Annotated in this window: 22 protein-coding genes; 7 read left to right on the top strand and 15 right to left on the bottom strand. The window is 29.1% G+C overall.

The annotated features are described in order from the left end of the window. Positions 1 to 84: 84 nt before the first annotated feature. The 5 genes from porD (at position 85) to AQ1689_RS08185 (ending at position 5,907) form a co-directional block, all read left to right on the top strand. Positions 85 to 975 (top strand): type IX secretion system protein PorD, encoded by an 891-nt coding sequence (gene porD / locus AQ1689_RS08165; protein ID WP_101955773.1) that lies wholly within the window; start codon positions 85 to 87, stop codon positions 973 to 975. 541 nt (positions 976 to 1,516) lie between these two features. After that, the gene (gene recN, locus AQ1689_RS08170) at positions 1,517 to 3,169 is read left to right on the top strand and encodes a DNA repair protein RecN (protein ID WP_101955774.1); all 1,653 of its coding nucleotides are present in this window, start codon (positions 1,517 to 1,519) and stop codon (positions 3,167 to 3,169) included. 60 nt (positions 3,170 to 3,229) lie between these two features. Further along, entirely contained in the window at positions 3,230 to 4,042 is an 813-nt protein-coding gene (locus tag AQ1689_RS08175; RefSeq protein WP_101901344.1) for an enoyl-ACP reductase FabI, read from the top strand. 69 nt (positions 4,043 to 4,111) lie between these two features. Continuing rightward, the gene (locus tag AQ1689_RS08180; RefSeq protein ID WP_101955775.1) at positions 4,112 to 4,912 is read left to right on the top strand and encodes a DUF3050 domain-containing protein; all 801 of its coding nucleotides are present in this window, start codon (positions 4,112 to 4,114) and stop codon (positions 4,910 to 4,912) included. A 23-nt stretch (positions 4,913 to 4,935) separates the two neighbouring features. After that, entirely contained in the window at positions 4,936 to 5,907 is a 972-nt protein-coding gene (locus AQ1689_RS08185; RefSeq protein WP_101955776.1) for a glycosyltransferase, read from the top strand. Positions 5,908 to 5,994: 87 nt separating this feature from the next. Here the strand turns inward: AQ1689_RS08185 and AQ1689_RS08190 are convergent, their stop codons facing one another. The 6 genes from AQ1689_RS08190 to AQ1689_RS08215 form a co-directional block, all read right to left on the bottom strand. Next, complete coding sequence (locus AQ1689_RS08190) at positions 5,995 to 6,309, bottom strand: hypothetical protein (protein ID WP_058885269.1); 315 nt, start codon at positions 6,307 to 6,309, stop codon at positions 5,995 to 5,997. 45 nt (positions 6,310 to 6,354) lie between these two features. Further along, entirely contained in the window at positions 6,355 to 6,708 is a 354-nt protein-coding gene (gene arsC / locus AQ1689_RS08195; protein WP_101955777.1) for an arsenate reductase (glutaredoxin), read from the bottom strand. Between the two features lie 17 nt (positions 6,709 to 6,725). Next, on the bottom strand, positions 6,726 to 7,820 hold the full coding sequence (prfB, locus tag AQ1689_RS08200; protein WP_101915149.1) for a peptide chain release factor 2: 1,095 nt from the start codon (positions 7,818 to 7,820) through the stop codon (positions 6,726 to 6,728). Positions 7,821 to 8,106: 286 nt separating this feature from the next. Further along, a complete protein-coding gene (locus AQ1689_RS08205; RefSeq protein WP_101955778.1) occupies positions 8,107 to 8,592 on the bottom strand; it encodes a hypothetical protein in 486 nt (161 codons plus the stop codon). Next, positions 8,589 to 9,239: a hypothetical protein gene (locus tag AQ1689_RS08210; protein ID WP_101915147.1), complete on the bottom strand. Its 651-nt coding sequence runs from the start codon at positions 9,237 to 9,239 to the stop codon at positions 8,589 to 8,591. The genes AQ1689_RS08205 and AQ1689_RS08210 overlap by 4 nt, the downstream gene beginning before the upstream one ends. Before the next feature lie 3 nt (positions 9,240 to 9,242). Then, positions 9,243 to 9,737, bottom strand: a complete 495-nt coding sequence (locus tag AQ1689_RS08215; RefSeq protein WP_101915146.1) for an RNA polymerase sigma factor — start codon at positions 9,735 to 9,737, stop codon at positions 9,243 to 9,245. Between the two features lie 243 nt (positions 9,738 to 9,980). Here AQ1689_RS08215 and AQ1689_RS08220 point away from each other — a divergent pair, with 243 nt between their 5' ends. Then, positions 9,981 to 10,997, top strand: a complete 1,017-nt coding sequence (locus AQ1689_RS08220; protein WP_101955779.1) for a sensor histidine kinase — start codon at positions 9,981 to 9,983, stop codon at positions 10,995 to 10,997. Positions 10,998 to 11,006: 9 nt separating this feature from the next. Further along, positions 11,007 to 11,762: a LytR/AlgR family response regulator transcription factor gene (locus AQ1689_RS08225; RefSeq protein ID WP_101955780.1), complete on the top strand. Its 756-nt coding sequence runs from the start codon at positions 11,007 to 11,009 to the stop codon at positions 11,760 to 11,762. A gap of 16 nt (positions 11,763 to 11,778) precedes the next feature. On the opposite strand, the gene AQ1689_RS08230 is transcribed toward AQ1689_RS08225, so the two are convergent. From AQ1689_RS08230 to AQ1689_RS08270, 9 genes are all read right to left on the bottom strand, one after another. Next, the gene (locus AQ1689_RS08230; RefSeq protein WP_101955781.1) at positions 11,779 to 12,822 is read right to left on the bottom strand and encodes a hypothetical protein; all 1,044 of its coding nucleotides are present in this window, start codon (positions 12,820 to 12,822) and stop codon (positions 11,779 to 11,781) included. Next, the gene (locus AQ1689_RS08235; protein ID WP_101955782.1) at positions 12,800 to 13,189 is read right to left on the bottom strand and encodes a hypothetical protein; all 390 of its coding nucleotides are present in this window, start codon (positions 13,187 to 13,189) and stop codon (positions 12,800 to 12,802) included. The genes AQ1689_RS08230 and AQ1689_RS08235 overlap by 23 nt, the downstream gene beginning before the upstream one ends. 3 nt (positions 13,190 to 13,192) lie before the next feature. After that, positions 13,193 to 13,825 carry a cupin domain-containing protein gene (locus tag AQ1689_RS08240; RefSeq protein ID WP_058885259.1) on the bottom strand — a complete coding sequence of 211 codons (633 nt, stop codon included), beginning with the start codon at positions 13,823 to 13,825 and terminating at the stop codon, positions 13,193 to 13,195. A 114-nt stretch (positions 13,826 to 13,939) separates the two neighbouring features. Continuing rightward, on the bottom strand, positions 13,940 to 14,254 hold the full coding sequence (locus tag AQ1689_RS08245; RefSeq protein ID WP_101955783.1) for a DUF4298 domain-containing protein: 315 nt from the start codon (positions 14,252 to 14,254) through the stop codon (positions 13,940 to 13,942). Positions 14,255 to 14,268: 14 nt separating this feature from the next. After that, the gene (locus tag AQ1689_RS08250) at positions 14,269 to 15,084 is read right to left on the bottom strand and encodes a M15 family metallopeptidase (protein ID WP_101955784.1); all 816 of its coding nucleotides are present in this window, start codon (positions 15,082 to 15,084) and stop codon (positions 14,269 to 14,271) included. A gap of 169 nt (positions 15,085 to 15,253) precedes the next feature. Beyond that, positions 15,254 to 16,033, bottom strand: a complete 780-nt coding sequence (locus AQ1689_RS08255) for a copper resistance protein NlpE (protein WP_101955785.1) — start codon at positions 16,031 to 16,033, stop codon at positions 15,254 to 15,256. Between the two features lie 86 nt (positions 16,034 to 16,119). Beyond that, positions 16,120 to 17,118 (bottom strand): formimidoylglutamase, encoded by a 999-nt coding sequence (locus tag AQ1689_RS08260; protein WP_101955786.1) that lies wholly within the window; start codon positions 17,116 to 17,118, stop codon positions 16,120 to 16,122. Positions 17,119 to 17,229: 111 nt separating this feature from the next. Next, a complete protein-coding gene (locus tag AQ1689_RS08265) occupies positions 17,230 to 17,763 on the bottom strand; it encodes a M23 family metallopeptidase (RefSeq protein WP_180947560.1) in 534 nt (177 codons plus the stop codon). Between the two features lie 92 nt (positions 17,764 to 17,855). After that, on the bottom strand, positions 17,856 to 18,764 hold the full coding sequence (locus tag AQ1689_RS08270) for a hypothetical protein (RefSeq protein WP_101955787.1): 909 nt from the start codon (positions 18,762 to 18,764) through the stop codon (positions 17,856 to 17,858). Positions 18,765 to 18,823 lie beyond the last annotated feature (59 nt).

Here is an 18,823-nt window from a genome sequence, read left to right on the forward strand (position 1 = left end):
ATTTTTTTAAAATAATTTTGATTACTTTGAATGCTAAATAATTTTAAGCCATATTCAAACGAACAATAATTAAAACGATAATAGATGCGTAAGTTTTTCTTTTTAATTTTTATTTTATCAGCCGTTTTTAGCTTGCAATCGCAAGAGTTAAATGCTTTGGTAACTATAAATACCGATAAAATTCAAAGTAGTAATAAGCAAGTTTATCAAACACTTCAAAAATCAATAACGGCGTTTATTAACGAAACCCAATGGACGACTAAAACTTTTAAGCAACAAGAGCGTATTAATTGTGCGTTTACCATTATTATCAGCGAACAAAATGCGGCTAATTTTACTGCAAGCCTTCAAATTCAAGCTACACGACCTGTGTATAATTCAAGTTATGCAACGCCTATTTTAAATATTAACGACACCAATTTTAATTTTAAATATAGTGAGTTTGCGCCTTTAATTTTTAACCCAAATACTTACGATTCTAATTTGGTATCGACCATTGCATTTTACGTTTATACTATTTTAGGAATTGATGCCGATACTTTTGCTTTAAAAGGGGGGACAGATTATTTTAAAACCGCAGAAAATGTGATGTTACAAGCGCAGTCTAGTGGAGAAAGTGCTTGGCAAAATAAAATAGGAAAACAAAATAGGTTTGCGTTGATTGATGGTTTTTTATCTTCAAAATTTAGCTCTTTACGTACTATTTTTTATGAGTATCACCGAAAAGGTTTCGATAATTTTTCAGCAGATAAAGAATTAGCAAAACAAACGATTCAAAAAAATGTAATCGCCTTAGAAAAACTGCATAATATTACCATAGGAAATTATATGATTCGTGTTTTTTTAGATGCAAAGGCAGATGAAATTTCTAATGTTTTTTCGGATGGAAAACCAGCAAAAAATACACAGAAAATGCTAAGTGTTTTAAATAAAATAGCGCCTACTTATAAAGATAAATGGAAAACTATTAAATAAGGTTTGTAATCTTTATTAGATATTTTTTTATGATATAAAAAGCATCAATGTACTTTACATTGATGCTTTTTTTGCTAAATTAGATTAGTTTTAATTCTTTAAGAGCCTGTTTAAAAATTAAATAAAGACTTGATTCTCGTCATGCTGAATTTATTTCAGCATCGCATCAACAGGGAAATTACGAAAAACCAGAAAGCGAACCTGAAATAAACTCCCGTTGACAGATGCGATTCCTTATTTTTTCTATGCTGTTTTTTTTCAACTGAAATTTAAACAATCTTTAAAGTCGTTGCCATAAAAATAATCTAATATCTTAAAATATAGCAAAAAACCCTAGCCCCGATTGTAGCAATTGTTTGAGCTCCTTTTTTGATTTTTTTTCAAAAAAGAGCGAGTGCGGAAAGCGGGAAATAGCTTCAAATTATTTTTATACTTACAAAACAGGTTGTTCCGATGTAAAAAGACTAGCAATATATCTGTTCTTTTTTAAGTAATTTAATTCATTAAAAACACGTACTTTTATTTTTTTAAATAATCGATTTTGCTTAGACATTTATCCATACATAATTACGCGTTAATCAATCAGTTATCGATTGATTTTACAAAAGGTTTATCAATCATAACTGGGGAAACAGGCGCAGGAAAATCCATATTACTAGGCGCTTTAGGTTTGGTAATGGGAAACCGTGCCGATTTATCTTCCTTAAAAAACACCGATAAAAAATGTATTATTGAAGCCAAATTTGCTGTTGAAGGCTATTCTTTACAGCATCTATTTGATGAATTTGATCTTGATTATGAGCCCGAAACTATTATCCGTAGAGAAATTTTACCTTCTGGAAAATCAAGGGCTTTTGTAAACGATACGCCTGTAAATTTATCAATTTTAACAGCGTTAAAAATAAAATTACTCGACATTCACTCGCAACATCAAACTGCTGAATTGTCGGATACTAGTTTTCAATTTTCGATTATTGATGCCTTGGCAAAAAATAAAACCAAGGTTACATCCTACAAAACAGGGATGAAAAAATATACTTCTTTAGTTAAAGAATTAAAAATTTTAAAAGAAGAAACTCTAAAATCAAAAGAACAATATGCTTACAATTCACACTTATTCAATGAATTTGAACAAGCGGAATTAGTTATAGGCGAGCAAGAAGTTTTAGAAGAAAAATTACATACTTTAAATAATGTAGAGGAAATAAAACTGCATTTATCGGAGGCTTTAGCTGTTTCATCGAATGAAGAAATTGGCGTGCAAAATTTACTGTATTCCTTAGAAAATAGCTTGCAAAAAATAAGTGCATACGCTAAAAATTACCAAGAAATTACGAATAGAGTTACGAGTTTAAAATTAGAATTTGATGATGTTGTTGCCGAATTAGAAAATGCGAACGAAGAGGTTGCTTTTAACCCAAATGAAGTTGAAGAATTAAACGACCGTTTGCAATTAATTTACAATCTTCAAAAGAAACATTCTGTGAATTCTATTGCTGAATTGTTAGTTATTTTTGAATCATTATCAGAAAAAGTAGCGCAGGTAGATGATGCCGATGAATTGATTGCTGCTAAAAATTTAGAAATAACAGCAGTAACAAATAAATTAGATGAATTTGCGGTTTTAATTACAGCATCTAGAAATAAGGCGATTCCTAAATTACAGAAAGAATTGGAATATTTATTAACGGAATTAGGAATGCCAAATGCGCGTTTTTCAATAGAATTAATTCCGTCGGACAGCTATTTTTATAATGGAAAAGATGTATTGTCGTTTCTGTTTTCAGCAAATAAAGGCGGAAATTTTGGCGAACTTAAAAAAGTGGCTTCTGGAGGAGAATTATCACGAATTATGCTTTCTGTAAAGAAAATTTTATCAGAAAATATACAGCTTCCAACTATTATTTTTGATGAAATTGATACGGGAGTTTCAGGGGAAGTTTCTAATAAAATAGCCAAAATAATGCAAGATATGGGAGCAGGAATGCAGGTAATTACCATTACGCATTTACCTCAAATTGCGGCAAAAGGAGTGCAGCATTACAAAGTATATAAAGGCGAAGAAAACGGCGTAACAACCTCTAATTTAAAATTACTTTCCGAACAAGAACGCATTATTGAAATTGCGGAAATGTTAAGCGGAAAAGAGGTGTCTGAAAGTGCGCTAATTCATGCAAAAGAATTATTGAATTAATCGCTTTTAAATTAATAAAAAGGCTATAAAACAAAAATTAGATACAGTAAAAAGTAATATATGTACAATTTATTAAAAGGAAAAAAAGGAATTATTTTTGGGGCTTTAGATGAAAATTCTATTGCTTGGAAAGTTGCCGAACGTGCTTGTGAAGAAGGCGCTGAATTTGTATTAACCAATGCTCCTGCGGCAATGCGTTTAGGAAATATTGATGAATTGGCTAAAAAAACAGGGGCGGTAATTATTCCTGCCGATGCAACGTCAATGGACGATTTAACGGCTTTAGTTGAAAAATCAATGGAAATTTTAGGCGGTAAAATTGATTTCGTTTTACATTCAATCGGGATGTCGGTAAATGTGCGTAAAAAGCGTCATTATACTGATCCTAATTATGATTTTACAGCAAAAGGAGCGGATGTTTCTGCAGTTTCTTTTCACAAGGTTTTAAATGTTTTGTATCATAAAAAAGCCATGAATGAATGGGGGAGTATCGTAGCGCTTAGTTATATGGCAGCACAACGAGTTTTTCCTGATTATAACGATATGGCTGATAATAAAGCCTATTTAGAATCGATTGCTCGTAGTTTTGGCTACTTTTTTGGGAAAGATCATAAAGTGCGTGTAAATACGATTTCGCAATCGCCAACGCCAACTAGAGCAGGAAAAGGGGTAAAAGGTTTCGATGGATTTATTTCCTATTCTGATAAAATGTCGCCACTAGGAAATGCGACTGCTTTAGAATGTGCCGATTACACGATTTCGTTGTTTTCAGATTTAACAAAAAAAGTAACCTTACAAAATTTATTTCACGACGGCGGATTTTCAAATATGGGTGTTAGCACGGCAGTAATGGATAAATTTACAGAAGCATAACTTTAACAAGCATACAAAATATATTAAAATGCAAATCGTTAGATTTGCATTTTTTATTTATACATTATTATGAACAATAATTTACAGCTAGCCCAAATAGAAGCAAATTTAGCTCCTTTAAGAAAACAGTTAAAAGAACACGGGTTATACGATTCTTTAAAAAATATTACAGATGTTAAAACTTTTATGGAATCGCATGTTTTTGCTGTTTGGGATTTTATGTCGTTATTAAAGGCCTTGCAACAAAAATTAACCTGTACCACTTTGCCTTGGCTTCCTGTGGCAAACCATAATACAGCACGGTTTATCAATGAAATAGTTTTAGGCGAAGAAACCGATGTAAACGAATTAGGCGTTTCTAAAAGTCATTTTGAAATGTATATTGATGCCATGAATCAGGCAGGGGCAAATACCGCTCAAATTTCTGATTTTATTGATGCTATTCTAGGAGGAGTAACAATAGAAGAAGCCTTAAATAAGGTAGTTATTTTACCAGAAGTAAAAGATTTTGTATTGTTTTCTTTTGAAGTTATTGCTACCGAAAAACCACATATTATTGCCGCTAGTTTTACCTTTGGTAGAGAGGATGTAATACCTGATATGTTTTTAGAAATTGTTAAAAATACTGAAGAAAATACCGAAGAAGAAGAAAGTACAACATATAGTAAATTAACCTATTATTTAAAAAGACATATTGAATTAGATGGCGATGAGCACGGTCCTTTATCATTACAAATGATCGAAGAATTATGTGGTAACGATGCCCAAAAATGGGAAGAAGTATTGCTATATGCTAAAAAATCATTAGAAAAACGCATCAATCTTTGGAGTGGAATTACAAAGCAAATTAATCCAGGTTTTTTAGCTTAAAAGTCTGTAAAATTTAAAAAAGGATGTTAAAATTTTCAATAATAGTTCCTGTTTATAATCGTCCGAAAGAAATTGAAGAATTATTAGAAAGCCTTACAAAGCAAGATTTTCAAGAGAATTTAAAAGATGATTTAAAAGATGCTTTCGAAGTTATTATTATTGAAGATGGCTCTGAAAAATCATCCGAAGAAATTGTAAAGAGCTACAAAAATCGCTTGAATATCCGTTATTTTTATAAAGAAAATAGCGGAGCAGGAGCAAGCCGAAATTTTGGGATGCAACGTGCTAGTGGTACTTATTTTATCATTTTAGATAGCGATGTAATTTTGCCAACACAATATTTATCCGAAGTAAAAAAAGGCTTAAAACAACAATATACCGATGCTTTTGGAGGTGCCGATGCTGCTCATAGTAGTTTTACTGATTTACAAAAAGCCATTAATTATTCGATGACATCGGTTTTAACAACAGGTGGAATTAGAGGAAAGAAAAAAGGATTGGGAAAGTTTCAACCACGGAGTTTTAATTTAGGAATATCAAAAAAAGCCTTTATAAAAACAGCTGGATTTTCGAGAATGAAGGCTGGTGAAGATATTGATTTAACCTTTCGTTTGTGGGAAAATGGTTTTGAAACCCAACTTATTGAAAAAGCATTTGTGTATCATAAACGCCGAAGTACAATTAAGCAATTTTTTAAACAAACATTTGCCTTTGGAACTGCCCGCCCTATTTTGAATGCAAAATATCCTGAATCAGCAAAATTAACCTATTGGTTTCCCAGTGTATTTATAATCGGTTTTTTGGTGAGTTTATTGCTGTTATCCTTCGGATGTTGGCAAATTTTTATGTGCTATGTGTTTTATTTTATGGCAATTTTTATAGATGCTTACAGGCAAAATAAAAACATTAATATTGCTGCTAAAAGTAAATTAACAACCTTAGTACAATTTACAGGTTATGGATTGGGGTTTTTAAAATCAATCTTTAAAATATAAATTTTCAGTAAAATACAAGACCTCACAGGTTTTTAAAACCTATGAGGTCTGTTTGTTTATTTCTGATAAAATTGAATAAGTTTGAGGCTAAAAATCGCTTTCTTCAATAATATATTCCATTAAAGAGTTGTAATATTCTTCAATATAAATGACATCTTTAAAGTTTTTATCGCTATTAAAATAATAACTTTTATCGTCTTTTGTAGTAACAAACCAGAAGTTTTTACCTTCGTATTCAACGCCTTTATTGAATGAAACTTCTACGGCAATTTTTTCTACTGCAATTTTTTTTGCTGAGGTAATTTGTGCTTCGGTAAATTTAACATACGAACTGTTGTTTTGAGCATTTGATGTTAGTATTGTTGTGAATACTAAAAAGGTAAATAATACTATTTTTTTCATTGTGAGGGGGTGATTTATTTAACTAGATTTTTGATAGTGTTTTATTTAAATAATGGTTAAAATATTTTCTACCGGACGACCAATAACAGCTTTATCTGCGTTTACAACAATTGGGCGTTCAATAAGTTTAGGATGATTAAGCATTGCTTTTATAAGCTGATTGTCAGATAATTCGTTGTTTTTAAATTGCTCTTTAAATTCTTCTTTCCATATTTTTTCATTCTTACGAACCAAATCAATAGGAGCGATGTTTAAAAGGCTAATAATTTGGGTTAATTGTTTTTCAGAAGGGATATTTTCTAAATATTTTACAACTTCGAATTCTTTCTCTGAATTTTCTAAAATTTCAAGCCCTTGTCGAGATTTTGAGCAACGTGGATTGTGGTATATTTGTATCATTTTAATAGCTTTTTTTATTAATTTTCTTTTTGTCCGTTTAGCATTAAATACGATTTTAAAAATGGATTGATATTTCCGTCCATAACCGCCGAAACATTACCTGTTTCATGCCCTGTACGTACATCTTTTATTAATTTATAAGGGTGCATTACATAATTTCGAATTTGACTTCCCCATTCGGTTTTTAATTTTCCTGCCTCAATATTTTCTCTAGTAGCACGTCTTTTTTGCAGTTCAATTTCATACAATTGCGACTTTAACATTTTTAAAGCTGTCGCCCTATTATCGTGCTGCGAACGAGAATTTGAACACTGAATTTGAATACCACTTGGCTTATGTGTTAATTGCACTTTTGTTTCCACTTTATTTACATTTTGCCCACCAGCACCGCTTGATCGTGCGGTAACAATTTCAATATCGGCAGGGTTTATATCAATTTCAATGCTGTTATCTGCCACAGGGTACACATATACCGAGCCAAAAGTGGTGTGACGTTTTGCGTTGCTATCAAAAGGTGAAATTCGTACCAAACGATGCACGCCATTTTCGCCTTTTAACCATCCGAAGGCATAATCGCCCTCAAATTCCATAGTAACCGTTTTTATTCCTGCGGTATCACCCGCCTGATAATTGAGTGTTTTCAGGTTAAAACCTTGCTTTTCTGCCCACATAGTGTACATACGCATAAGCATTTCTACCCAATCGCAACTTTCAGTACCACCTGCACCTGCAGTAATTTGAATGGTAGCGCTTAAATTATCACCTTCATCAGAAAGCATGTTTTTAAACTCAATATCTTCTAAAAAAGCAATTGTTTTGTCAAACTGCGCTATCACTTCTTCTTGGTCAACAGCACCTTCTTTATAAAAATCGTACAATACGGCAAGGTCTTCGTTAAGCGTAATAACGGTATGATAATCAAGTACCCACTTCTTTTTAACACGCAATGTTTTTAGCAGTATTTCGGCTTGCTTCGGATGATTCCAAAAGTCAGGATCTACTGTTTTTTCCTCTTCATTACTTATTTCAATCAGTTTCTTCTCAATATCTAAATACCCTTTTAACTTGCCTATTCGTTCTGTAATATTTTTAAGTTGTTCTTGTGTAACCATTTTGCAAAAATACATTTTAAAATCATAGATAAAAATGGAAATATATTTAAAACTGTAGTTTTAGAAATTAAGGTAATTTTTTGGAGCTATTTCCCGCTTTCCGCACTCGCTCTTTTTTGAAAAAAATCAAAAAAGGAGCTCAAACAAATGCTTCAATCGGGGCTAGGGCATTCGTTAAACAAGAAAAATCGAGCATCTTACAGGTTTCAAAAGTGAAAACAGTAAACTTCTCGATTCTTGCGAATAGCAATATAAATAGGTTGTAAAAAAAATAGTGTTTGAGTGTTTAGAAAAAGACTCTTATAAAAGGAGAAATTGCATTTGCGTAAATGCTTTTGTCTTTTTTGTATAATACATCATATTGAACGCCAAAAGTTACTTTTCCACTTATATAAGCAGCTCCTAAATTTAAAGAAGGGTAGCTGTAATTCTCTTTAATACTATTTGTAGTTTTATTAATATAAGATTGTAACAATTCAGCAGAAAATTCGATGTTAGGTATTGGTCTGAACATAGAAACAACCCCCGCAGAATAAATATTAGCACTAGCATCTTTGCTTTTATTATATAAATACCCAGCATTAGCTCCGAATGAAAATTCGTCAGTAAAATCATAAACAGCACTAGGTGAGATAGATAAAGTTGTACTGTTAGCGCCTAGACTAAAACCAAAAGTACCACCAAAACGAACATTGTTAAAAAAATTATCTTCTTGCGAAAAGCTATTTATTGAAAATAAACAGAGCGAAAAAATGAGTATTATTTTATTCATAATATTTTTTTTTCATCAAACTTAGTCAATTCTTTGTAATTTTTAAGTAATTTTTTTAATAAAATACCATAAAGTAATTGATAAAATAACCAGAATAATCCTAAAAATAATGATAGAAATAGTATTTGAGTAATCAGCATGCTTGTAAACAGGCTTGATTCCTCTATAATTGCATTGTTTGTTTCTAGTATTTCTTTTAAGTGATTTAAGTCGCTAAAAATAAAAACATTAACAATAATAGCTAAAATAATAAAAGTTAATAGGTTGTAGTAAACATAGAATTTAACTGTTTTTCGAACTTTAAATATTTTTTGAAGCAGTTCTTTTGTGCCATCGGTTACAGAAATAGCGGTGTAGTTTTTATAAAAAACATATAAAAAACCAATAATTACAACATAATGAATGTAGTAAGAAATTTCAATAAATGAGGTTAAATTAAAAGAGTCGTAAATTTTGAGATACTTACTTTTAGCAGTAAATAAGTTTAACAATATCCAAAATAAAAATTCTAATATTCCAATAATAAAAATCCATTTTACAATAGACGATGATTTTGCATGTGCCATTTTATAAATAGCCGCCTTAGAGACTTGATTTGTTTGTTCAGGCTGATTATTCCATGCTGTTTTATATTTATCTAAATCCATAGGTTATGGGTTTAATACTTTTTTTAATTTATCTTTTGCTCTAGTCATTTTAACCCGAGCGTTTACTTGACTAATCCCTAAGGTTACAGCGATTTCTTTGTAGGGTTTGTCTTCTAGGTACAAAAATATAAGCGCTTTATCAATATCATTTAATGTGCGAATAGCTTTGTATAGTTCTTTTAATTGTAATTCTTGCGTATCGTCATAGTCCTCTGCTTTTATTTTAAAATTGTAGTCGGTAATATCGTGTGTTTTTACAGTTCTTGTTGATTTTCTGTATAAAGAAATTGCGGTATTTAAAGCAACTCTATACATCCAAGTACTAAATTTAGCATCACCTCTAAACTTGCTGTAGTTTTTCCAAAGTTGAATGGTTATTTCTTGAAACAAATCATTATGCGCATCCTGATTTGTAGTATAAAGCCTACAAATTTTATGCACAATATTTTGATTTGCTTCAAAATCAGATAAAAAGTTATTTTCTAGTTCCTTTTTCACTAAGTTTCTTACAGTTGTTAAATTATAAGTAGCTCAAAAATACAATTTGTTACAATTCATCCCAATAAAAATACGATTCAGTTATTTTTAATATTGTAAAAGTTATTTAAAAAGCATCTTTGTAAGGAATTAACACTTAAAAAAATAACGTATGAAATTTATAATAGCAGTATTTATAACCGTATTATTTCTTATCGTTGAAATAATAATAACCAAATAATTTAAATAATAATAGTACAAAATATGAAAAAAGGCATACTTCTTTGTTTAAAAATCACCTTAATTTCTGGGTTGTTTTTTGTTTTGATAAACAAGCAATTTACATTAAAAGGCATCGGTTTAACGTTTTTTATTTCAGCAATTTATTCTTTTGGATTAGGCTTAGGAAATATTTTTTTAAATCATTACTTGAATACGAAATGGTCTTGGATTACACAAACAAATAAACGTGTTTGGGCGGGTATTATAGCAACTATTTTATATATAATTCCTGTAATATTGGCAATTCACTACTTTTTGTTTATTATTTTATATGATAAAAATCCGCAGTACTTTTTTTCTGTAAAAATGATTTGGATACATTTATTTTGGATAATCTTTTCTTTTGGAATATCCGCATTTTTACACGCTAGAGGTTTTATGAAAAACTGGAAAGCATCGGTAAAAAAAGAAACAAAACAGCATGAAATTGTTGCAAAAACACAAACCGCAAAATTTGAAAGTTTAAAAAGTCAATTAGATCCTCATTTTTTGTTCAATAGTTTAAATGTGTTGGTTTCTTTAATCGGTGAAAACCCGAAGAAAGCCGAGAAATTTACTACAAAATTATCAAAAATATATCGCTATGTTTTAGAACAGCGAAATAAAGAGTTAATTCCGTTAGAAGAAGAATTGAAATTCGCAAAAAATTATATGGAACTCTTACAAATGCGCTTTGAAGATGCCGTAGAATTTAATATTCCTAGTTCGGTAAGTAATCCCGAATTAAAAATAGTACCATTATCATTACAATTATTATTAGAAAACGCGGTAAAACACAATGTAGTTTCATCAACAAAACCCTTAGAAATACATATTTTTGAACACGCTGATTTTCTAGAGGTTCAAAACACGCTACAGCCTAAAGAAAATATAGGTAAAAGTACAAAAATTGGTTTGAAAAATATTATAGATAGATATGCTTTAATTACCGAAAAACCTGTAGAAATTAAAAGTAATAATAAAACATTTACCGTGAGTTTACCGCTGCTAATAAAATAGAATAAAAATATGAATGTTATTATTATAGAAGATGAAAAACCAGCGGCTAGACGTTTAAAAAGAATGCTTTCTGAGTTAAATATTGAAGCTAAAACGATGCTACATTCTGTGGAAGAATCTATCAATTGGTTTCAAAATAATGAACACCCTGATTTAATATTTTTAGATATTCAATTATCTGATGGATTATCATTTGAAATATTTGAAGAAATTGAAGTAAAATCAGCCATTATTTTTACAACCGCTTATGATGAATACGCATTAAAAACATTCAAATTAAATTCGATAGATTATCTATTAAAACCTCTTGACCAAGACGAGTTAAAGGTTGCTTTTGATAAATTTAAAGAGCATCAACCTAAAAAATCGGATATAAAAATTAATATTGATGCTATTCGAGAGCTGTTAGTAAATCCTGTTGATAGAAAGTTTAAAAAGCGATTTACTATTAAAGTTGGGCAACATATAAAAATGATACCTATTGATCAAATTGTTTGTTTATATTCAGAAAATAAAGCAACGTATATTCATACAAATACGAACCGAAATTATTTAATAGATAATTCGTTAGAATATTGGCAAGAACAGCTAAATCCTGAATATTTTTTTAGAGTAAATAGAACTTTTATCATTCATGTAAATGCCATAAAAGACATTATATCTTACACAAATTCTCGCTTACAATTAGTATTACATTTTTATGATGAATCAGAAATAATAGTAAGTAGAGAGCGAGTAAAAGTCTTTAAAAATTGGATTGATTAATTTTGAGTGTAAATAATCAGTTGTTTTTTATTTGATTAAATATTTTTTTAGAAAAAGTTAATGCTGAAAAATTAGTTTTATTAACTAGTACTTCTTTTAAAGATTGTTCTTTTTCTTTTTTCTCTAGATAAAAAGGGTCTTTATGGAAATCATAAATAAATTCTTTGGCAATATATTTATAAGTATTCCATTCTTCTTTAATTTTTGAAGAATGATTTTCAAGAGACCAAACTTGAAAACTATTACTTTTAAAAAAATGAAAAACACTTGTTTCTAAATCTTCATGACTACGCTCTAAACCATAAATTAATCTCATTGATACTGTTTGCCATTTCAATGAAAAATTTAACCACCACATATAATCGTATAGCGAAATTATTTTAAAAGGTGATTCTTTTATTACAGGTGCTATAAAATCTATAATTTGATTTGTAAATTTATCGGTACCTAATTTTCTGGAGACAATAAATTCTAAAATATCTTCATAAGGAGTAAAAGCATCACCTGTTAGAATAGGGTATTTAAGTTTATCGCTACCAAAAAGTTGGTCGCCATGTTCGCCTGTTATAATAGTTTCTGTTGGTTGAATATGATTAAAAATAGTTGTTTTAATCATTTCATAATTAAGTTTATTATCAATAATATCGTTGAAAAAAGTAGGATATTCTATAATCGATTCTTTTGATAATAAAATAGATAATCGGTTAATTTTATCAATAGATTTTAATTCATTTATTAACGATATTAATGCTACGGTAGAATCAATTCCACCAGACCATAATACTTTAATTCCTCCATCAGTCGCATTAATTATTTCACGAGCTCTTTCACTACATATTTCTGAAAATGTTTTTGATGTATTTGATGTTTGAGGTATTTTATCTAAAATGGTAAAATCAATTCCAGAATCTAAATTTTTTGTACGGTCAATTAAAGTAGCACCAAAAAATAGACAACTCTGCAAGTAAATAGGATTTGCTTTTTTCTTAATTTCTTTACTATTGAATAATTGTTTTTTAGATAAATAGTAAATACTATTAAGATTTGACAAAGGCATCATGACGTATTTTTTTACAAGTATTCAAATATATTTTTAGCTTATCTTCTAATAATGATTTTTCAAAATCTTTAAAAGAATGTGTATAAAGTCCTGAGAAATTTAATTTTTCACCTTTTGTAGTAATTTGAAGCAGTAAAAATTTCTTTTTAAAAAACCAAAATCCATTTATAGCTTCTATAACCCATGTATTTTTTTTACGGCTTACTTTATAAGTTACATTATATTTTACCTGTTTTTTAGAGTAAGTACCCGATTCATAATTAACTATTTTTTCTCTAATCAGGAAATCTCTTTTTTTAGTTTTACACATTTCATTAAAATCTTTAAGAAATGCATTAATAATTTTATCAATATTTTCGTTGCTCATTTTTTAAATCATAATAGTACCATTAAACATAGGGTGGTTTTTTTCTATTGCTCCAACAGAAGAAAAAATATGTAAAGGAATTGCAATTAAAGGTTTTTCTGTGTCTGTTTCAAAATGATGTGGGCACATTGGTTCAAGAACACAAACAGAACCAGGTTTTAACTCCGTAATTATATTTTTATTTTCAATACCGACAATACTTTTTCCATACCCTTCAATAATTAAAACAACTCTAACAGTTGAATGAATATGATGCTCTTGCTCTTTACTAAAAGCGGGCATTTTTAAGTATTGTAATGTAGGATCTCCTAGTCTTATCGGAGGAAATAATTGCTTTGTAGAACAGCCATTTACGTATGGTAAAGTAGTAACTCCTTCCATTGATATAGATGCTTCAGGAGGCATATAACCACGTATTATAGTTGCTAAATGAATAGATTTAATTTTGCAAGGACCTTTTTTAACTTTAGCAAATTTTAAATCATCATCAAAATAATATATGCAGTCTCCAAGTTCTACATCAATAGTATGATTTCCTATAAAAGATTGAAAAAAGTAAAGTTGATTAGAATCACTTTTAAATACTGTAGGTGATTTAGTTTCATAGTAATAAGCTCCAAATGTTTCGTTTGTCATTGGTTTGTTTTAGTCAAATTATATAGGACAATAGAGGTATTTCCTTTCCATTTTTCACCAAATTTAAGAAATATAAAACGACATTACTAAGAGCTTGTTTAATTTTTTGCAGAATTAAAGCGTTTTGGTAATTGTTTTAAGAATTTTTATTTTTTCGGTATGTAAACTTTGTGACAAATTCCAAATTGCGTCTTCACTAGCTGAATAAAAAGAGTTTGGTTCAGTATTATTTTTAGATGATTCTGTAAGTAAATCTCTATTTTTTAGCCATTTTTCAGAAAAGTAAAACTCTTCTAATATTTTTGTTTTTTGTATCAATTTTTTAAGCTTTTTATGGTGTTTTTTAATTTGGATAAATTCTTTTTCTACCTCAAAAAGTAAGGAATCCATTTCTTTGAATTCTTTTTTTATAGCATCATTATTATTCATTTTATAAACTTTTTTTATTGTTTGATTTTTAGTGTTTTATTAATGCCGTTTACATAAAGTTCTATTATATTTAATTCCGATGCTAAATATGCACCTTTAAAGCCCGAAATATCTTTTGCTTGAATATTTTTAATATAAAAATTTAAATATTTTTTACTAAGCGGAAGATAAGACCAGTGCCATTTTTCCATATGATACCCTTTTCGCCCCATATATTTTGAGGTATATACTTGGTAAAAACCGTAAAGTGGCGCGTTTTTAAGCAGCCAATCGTGTTCTTTTTTTCCTTTTCCTGTATCAAAATAAGAATTATTCAGGTTATTTAAATCAATATCAGTACCCCAATGATGACGAGATGTTGAAGGCATTGCGCTATATTCTAAAATTTTAAGCGCTCTGTCAATTTCTTTTAAAGCATTATATTTCTTCCATTTTCGTTCCCAAATTCCTTTTTGTTCATAAAAACTTCGCGTACCAGAAATTATTTTTAAATCAATGTTCTCTTTTTTAGCATGCGCATACATTTTTATAAATGCCGCATATACTTCCTTATTAATATAAAGTGTTTTAGAAGCGTGTTTTTTACGAACTTTAGTAAAAGAACTATCTTTTTTGTAATTAAATTTACCTACTATAAAATTAGTGCTGTAGTTGTATTCTTTTTCTTTTATTATCGTTTTTTCTGTTGCTTCTTGTATTGCTTTTGTTGTTATTTCTTCTTTTATACTTGTTGTAATAGCAATACTACTTGTGATATTGCTGTTTTTTTGTTTATCATTTTTACAGGCATACGTGTAAATCAGTATAAAAAGTATAAGGGTTTTTTTCATTTTTGATGTTTTTGTAAAAATGTTTTTTGATGAATAGAGTTGTTCTGTATTTGAAGTGTTAAATATAGATAATAAAAAGAGTGAGAAAAATATCTAAAGTAAAAAAGCTCAAAATATAATATTTTTATATTTTGAGCTTTTTTTAAGCATTATGATGAGCATATTTTTACTATTTACAATAGTTTTCAGGAGTAATAGCAGCTACCGATTTAATTGCTACTGTTTCTAAAACACTTTCATATTGTTCAGCAAAACCTTCTGTAGCTTTTCCGATATTTTTTACAGTAAGTTCAGCCATTACAGGTGTATAAGGAGTTTTTTGGTTTCCTATTTCCTTATAATAAAGCGCTCTTAATTTATTACTTGGATCCGTAATCCAATAAGAATTTTCAGCATCACAAGGTCTAAAAGATGAAACTTCATGCCCAAAAGTAAGAAACCCTTTTATTACTTTATTTGAAAAATCAATAGGGTTATTTGACGCTTTTTTTAACGTGTACATTTCCGCAAATTCAGAAGCTGTTTCTTGCCCGTCTTTATCTAATAAAATCAATTTATTTTCTTTAACAGCATATAGTGTCGTTTGGTTTTCAGAAGCTTTTTCTGATTTTAAAATGATTTTTCCGCCATCTTTAGTAAACGAAAAAGTTCCTTTACTATCAAAATAACCATTTTCAGTTCCTAAATATAAATCTGATTTTTCAAATGTTTTATCGTTGTTTAGTTTTACCGTAGTCAAAATTCCAGGGCAACTAGCACAAGGAAAAAAACTATGATAGGTACCATTCCAATCTAAAGAAATTTCAGAAGTATGACTATCAACCGTTTTTACAACTTCTTTTACATCTTCTTTTTTAACGGTATTTTCAGGGTTATTTTTATGCTCGTTATTTTTGCATCCAAATAAAGCAATTGCAATTGATAAAGCTAAAATGTGTATTTTTTTCATAATTAATATGCGGTTAAAATTTTTTACTAAGGTTGTTGTTTTTCGAAGGCAATTATCGTGCCGTAAATTACTTTTGAAATGAATCTTTAATCCTGTTTTTGCGCTTTTATAAAATCAGTAATTAAATAGCTAATAAATTTCCCAACCTGCTTGACCGCTGAGGGGTCTTGCATAACCGTAGGCGCTCCTTCGCAAATATGGATATAACTAGCATTAGTGTTTTTAGCAAAATAATACACAAACTTACGTGTTTGCTGAGGTGAAAAACCACTAGGAGTCATAGCGCTGCTAGGAAAATTTTGAATACAATCTAAATCTATTTCAATACCAAAAGGTTTGTTTTGAATAAAATTTTCAGCACGTAATAGCTCATTTTCAAAAGGAATCGACTTATAAACTTCTAATTCCTCATAGGTATTATAGCCAATATTAACATTGCTATGAATGTAGTCAAAAATATATTGTGGGGTGTAGCTTTCATGCAAGCCAAACATAAAGTAATTCTCTAAATATTTATGTTCAATTGCATAAGAAAACCCGTTACCGCTATGGCGTTCTTCTAATTTTCGCAAGTCGGTATGTGCATCTAAATTGATCACATTAATCGGCTGTTTTTTAGCTTCGGATAATCCTTTTAAATTCCCGTAAGAATTATTATGTCCGCCACCAATTATAATCGGAATTTTATTGGCTTTAACGATTTTTTTAACAAGTTCAGATACTTCTTTATCAATAGCTTTAACTAGTAAATTACCTTTTTCTCTATCAGAAGTATTAAAGGTTGAAACGTCGTCTAAAAAATCTAAATAACCTAAAACAAGAATATCTTTTCCGCTGATAAATTGATTTTCTTGAATATTTAAAAACGATTTTAAAGCAGGAATAAAAGCAGTATGAGCGCCACCGTTTCCGTAATTCATTTTTACGCCAATATCTTCGGGTACGCCAATAATTACAAATTTAGCGGAACAATTTTGAAGTTCATCTAAAGAAGAAATAGTTTGTACACATTGCCCAATTTTTGTTTCTCCTTCTCGGGGATTTACAAAATTAGCAGTATCATTTTTATTGAATATTTTAAGCATTATTTTATTTTTTTTTCTGGAGATGTTGTTAGAAGTAAAGGAGTCTGATTTTAAGCGTTTAATAAAATCAGATACGAAACTACCTTTTTTTAGTATAAATTCACAATTATTTTATACCTTATTAGCTGTATTTTTCTGTTTAAAATATTCAATTGGATTTAAGTAAAATATTTTTTTCCAACCTTGCTTTTCTGAATCAATTCTCCAAACGTATGGAATTATTGTCAAAATAGAGTAGTGCAAGTGTGGAGATTTTCCAGCTGCATTTCCACTTGTTCCAACTGTTCCGATTGTTGAATTTTTATTTACAAAAGAAAAACAGGGTGTTCTTAATTCATTCAGATGTGCATAATAATGAATTCTCCATTTAGGACCAAGGATAACAATTACTTTTCCTCCAACATTTATTTCGCCAGTATATAACACTAATCCAGAAGTAGATGAATTAATTTTAGTTCCTTTTTTAGCAAAGATATCTACCCCTTTGTGAGTAACTGATTTTCCCCAAGGATAAAACCAAAATGATTTGGAATTGTAGTCGTATTTCGTTGCACCTTTTACAGGCATATTCAAATTTTGAGGAATTAAAAACCCAATAATTGAAACTGTAAGAACCCCTAATAAAACTTTTTTCCTTTTTCTCAATTTCCTTCAATTTTAATGACAACCAATATTTTACATATAGTTTTTTTTAAAAAAAAAAACACTAAATTTAGTAAGTATTTACTAATAACTTGCTAATTGTATGTAGTATTGGGCATGGTTTTTTTCTTTATCCATTCTAAAATTTCTCTTTCATTTATTATTGACCAAGAATGTGGATTTCTTTTTCCATTTTTTCGGTAACCTCTATTTTTAGATGCTATATATGATGTTTTAAATCCATTTTTTGTTAATTCTTTATGTAAATTTTTTAATTGAAAACTATTTGTTTGCTCAAAACCTCTGTTATAAACAGTTCTATTAAATTCGAAGGCTGGTTCTGTATAAAATACCAATTCGGTTTCTTTAAATTTTACATTTTCAATATATTTTAAAGTATCTAAATATGGTGAAAATAGTTTATATTCCTCTAAATTTTCGTTGGGTTTTCCTATTTTTTGATTTAAATAATTTAATAGGAAAGTAGATTCATTTACAAGAATAGAATTATTTTGCTCAACTTTCTGTTCACAGTTTTTATATAATTGTATTAAATCTACAGGAGAATCTACAACAAAAATTCCTTTTGGACTAAATTCCCCATTTTTATAAAAAGTCAGGTGTTTCCCCAATTGTAAGGCAAGATTTCCACCCGCAGAAAATCCACCAATATAAATGTCGTTTCCGTTGATGTTATTTTCGCTTATTATTTTCCAAAGAAGTTTTGTAGTTTTTTCTTTTTCTAATTTATTCAGGAATAAATTTCTATTTATGTTAATAATTAAGACGGAAATGTTTTTATCTAAAACACTTTTAATTAAATTCGATTCGCTTTTAACTGTTTGATTATTTCCTCCAAAACCTGGAAATAGAATTAATAATTCTTTATGATTTCTTGGAACTATTAATTCATAAGATTCAGAATTAATAGTTAACCTCTCTTTAGTGTAAGTTCTACAGCTAAATAAAAATAAAATTGTTAATATGTATATGATTTTTTCCAAATTAGGCACAACAGCTCAAATATATGTTATTAATTATCCCATAAACTATAAGCAAACAA

Origin of the sequence: Tenacibaculum finnmarkense (assembly GCF_900239185.1) — a bacterium.
Classification (GTDB): Bacteria; Bacteroidota; Bacteroidia; order Flavobacteriales; family Flavobacteriaceae; genus Polaribacter; species Polaribacter finnmarkensis.

What these genes read in the sequence shown, in the direction of transcription:
- prfB (WP_101915149.1), bottom strand. Translation starts at nt 7,820, where the DNA reads ATGGTTACACAAGAACAACTTAAAAATATTACAGAACGAATAGGCAAG.
- AQ1689_RS08245 (WP_101955783.1), bottom strand. Translation starts at nt 14,254, where the DNA reads ATGAATAATAATGATGCTATAAAAAAAGAATTCAAAGAAATGGATTCC.
- AQ1689_RS08235 (WP_101955782.1), bottom strand. Translation starts at nt 13,189, where the DNA reads ATGAGCAACGAAAATATTGATAAAATTATTAATGCATTTCTTAAAGAT.
- AQ1689_RS08220 (WP_101955779.1), top strand. Translation starts at nt 9,981, where the DNA reads ATGAAAAAAGGCATACTTCTTTGTTTAAAAATCACCTTAATTTCTGGG.
- AQ1689_RS08185 (WP_101955776.1), top strand. Translation starts at nt 4,936, where the DNA reads ATGTTAAAATTTTCAATAATAGTTCCTGTTTATAATCGTCCGAAAGAA.
- AQ1689_RS08230 (WP_101955781.1), bottom strand. Translation starts at nt 12,822, where the DNA reads ATGATGCCTTTGTCAAATCTTAATAGTATTTACTATTTATCTAAAAAA.
- AQ1689_RS08255 (WP_101955785.1), bottom strand. Translation starts at nt 16,033, where the DNA reads ATGAAAAAAATACACATTTTAGCTTTATCAATTGCAATTGCTTTATTT.
- AQ1689_RS08225 (WP_101955780.1), top strand. Translation starts at nt 11,007, where the DNA reads ATGAATGTTATTATTATAGAAGATGAAAAACCAGCGGCTAGACGTTTA.
- AQ1689_RS08190 (WP_058885269.1), bottom strand. Translation starts at nt 6,309, where the DNA reads ATGAAAAAAATAGTATTATTTACCTTTTTAGTATTCACAACAATACTA.
- AQ1689_RS08240 (WP_058885259.1), bottom strand. Translation starts at nt 13,825, where the DNA reads ATGACAAACGAAACATTTGGAGCTTATTACTATGAAACTAAATCACCT.
- AQ1689_RS08180 (WP_101955775.1), top strand. Translation starts at nt 4,112, where the DNA reads ATGAACAATAATTTACAGCTAGCCCAAATAGAAGCAAATTTAGCTCCT.
- porD (WP_101955773.1), top strand. Translation starts at nt 85, where the DNA reads ATGCGTAAGTTTTTCTTTTTAATTTTTATTTTATCAGCCGTTTTTAGC.
- AQ1689_RS08210 (WP_101915147.1), bottom strand. Translation starts at nt 9,239, where the DNA reads ATGGATTTAGATAAATATAAAACAGCATGGAATAATCAGCCTGAACAA.
- AQ1689_RS08175 (WP_101901344.1), top strand. Translation starts at nt 3,230, where the DNA reads ATGTACAATTTATTAAAAGGAAAAAAAGGAATTATTTTTGGGGCTTTA.
- AQ1689_RS08260 (WP_101955786.1), bottom strand. Translation starts at nt 17,118, where the DNA reads ATGCTTAAAATATTCAATAAAAATGATACTGCTAATTTTGTAAATCCC.
- AQ1689_RS08250 (WP_101955784.1), bottom strand. Translation starts at nt 15,084, where the DNA reads ATGAAAAAAACCCTTATACTTTTTATACTGATTTACACGTATGCCTGT.
- AQ1689_RS08205 (WP_101955778.1), bottom strand. Translation starts at nt 8,592, where the DNA reads ATGAATAAAATAATACTCATTTTTTCGCTCTGTTTATTTTCAATAAAT.
- arsC (WP_101955777.1), bottom strand. Translation starts at nt 6,708, where the DNA reads ATGATACAAATATACCACAATCCACGTTGCTCAAAATCTCGACAAGGG.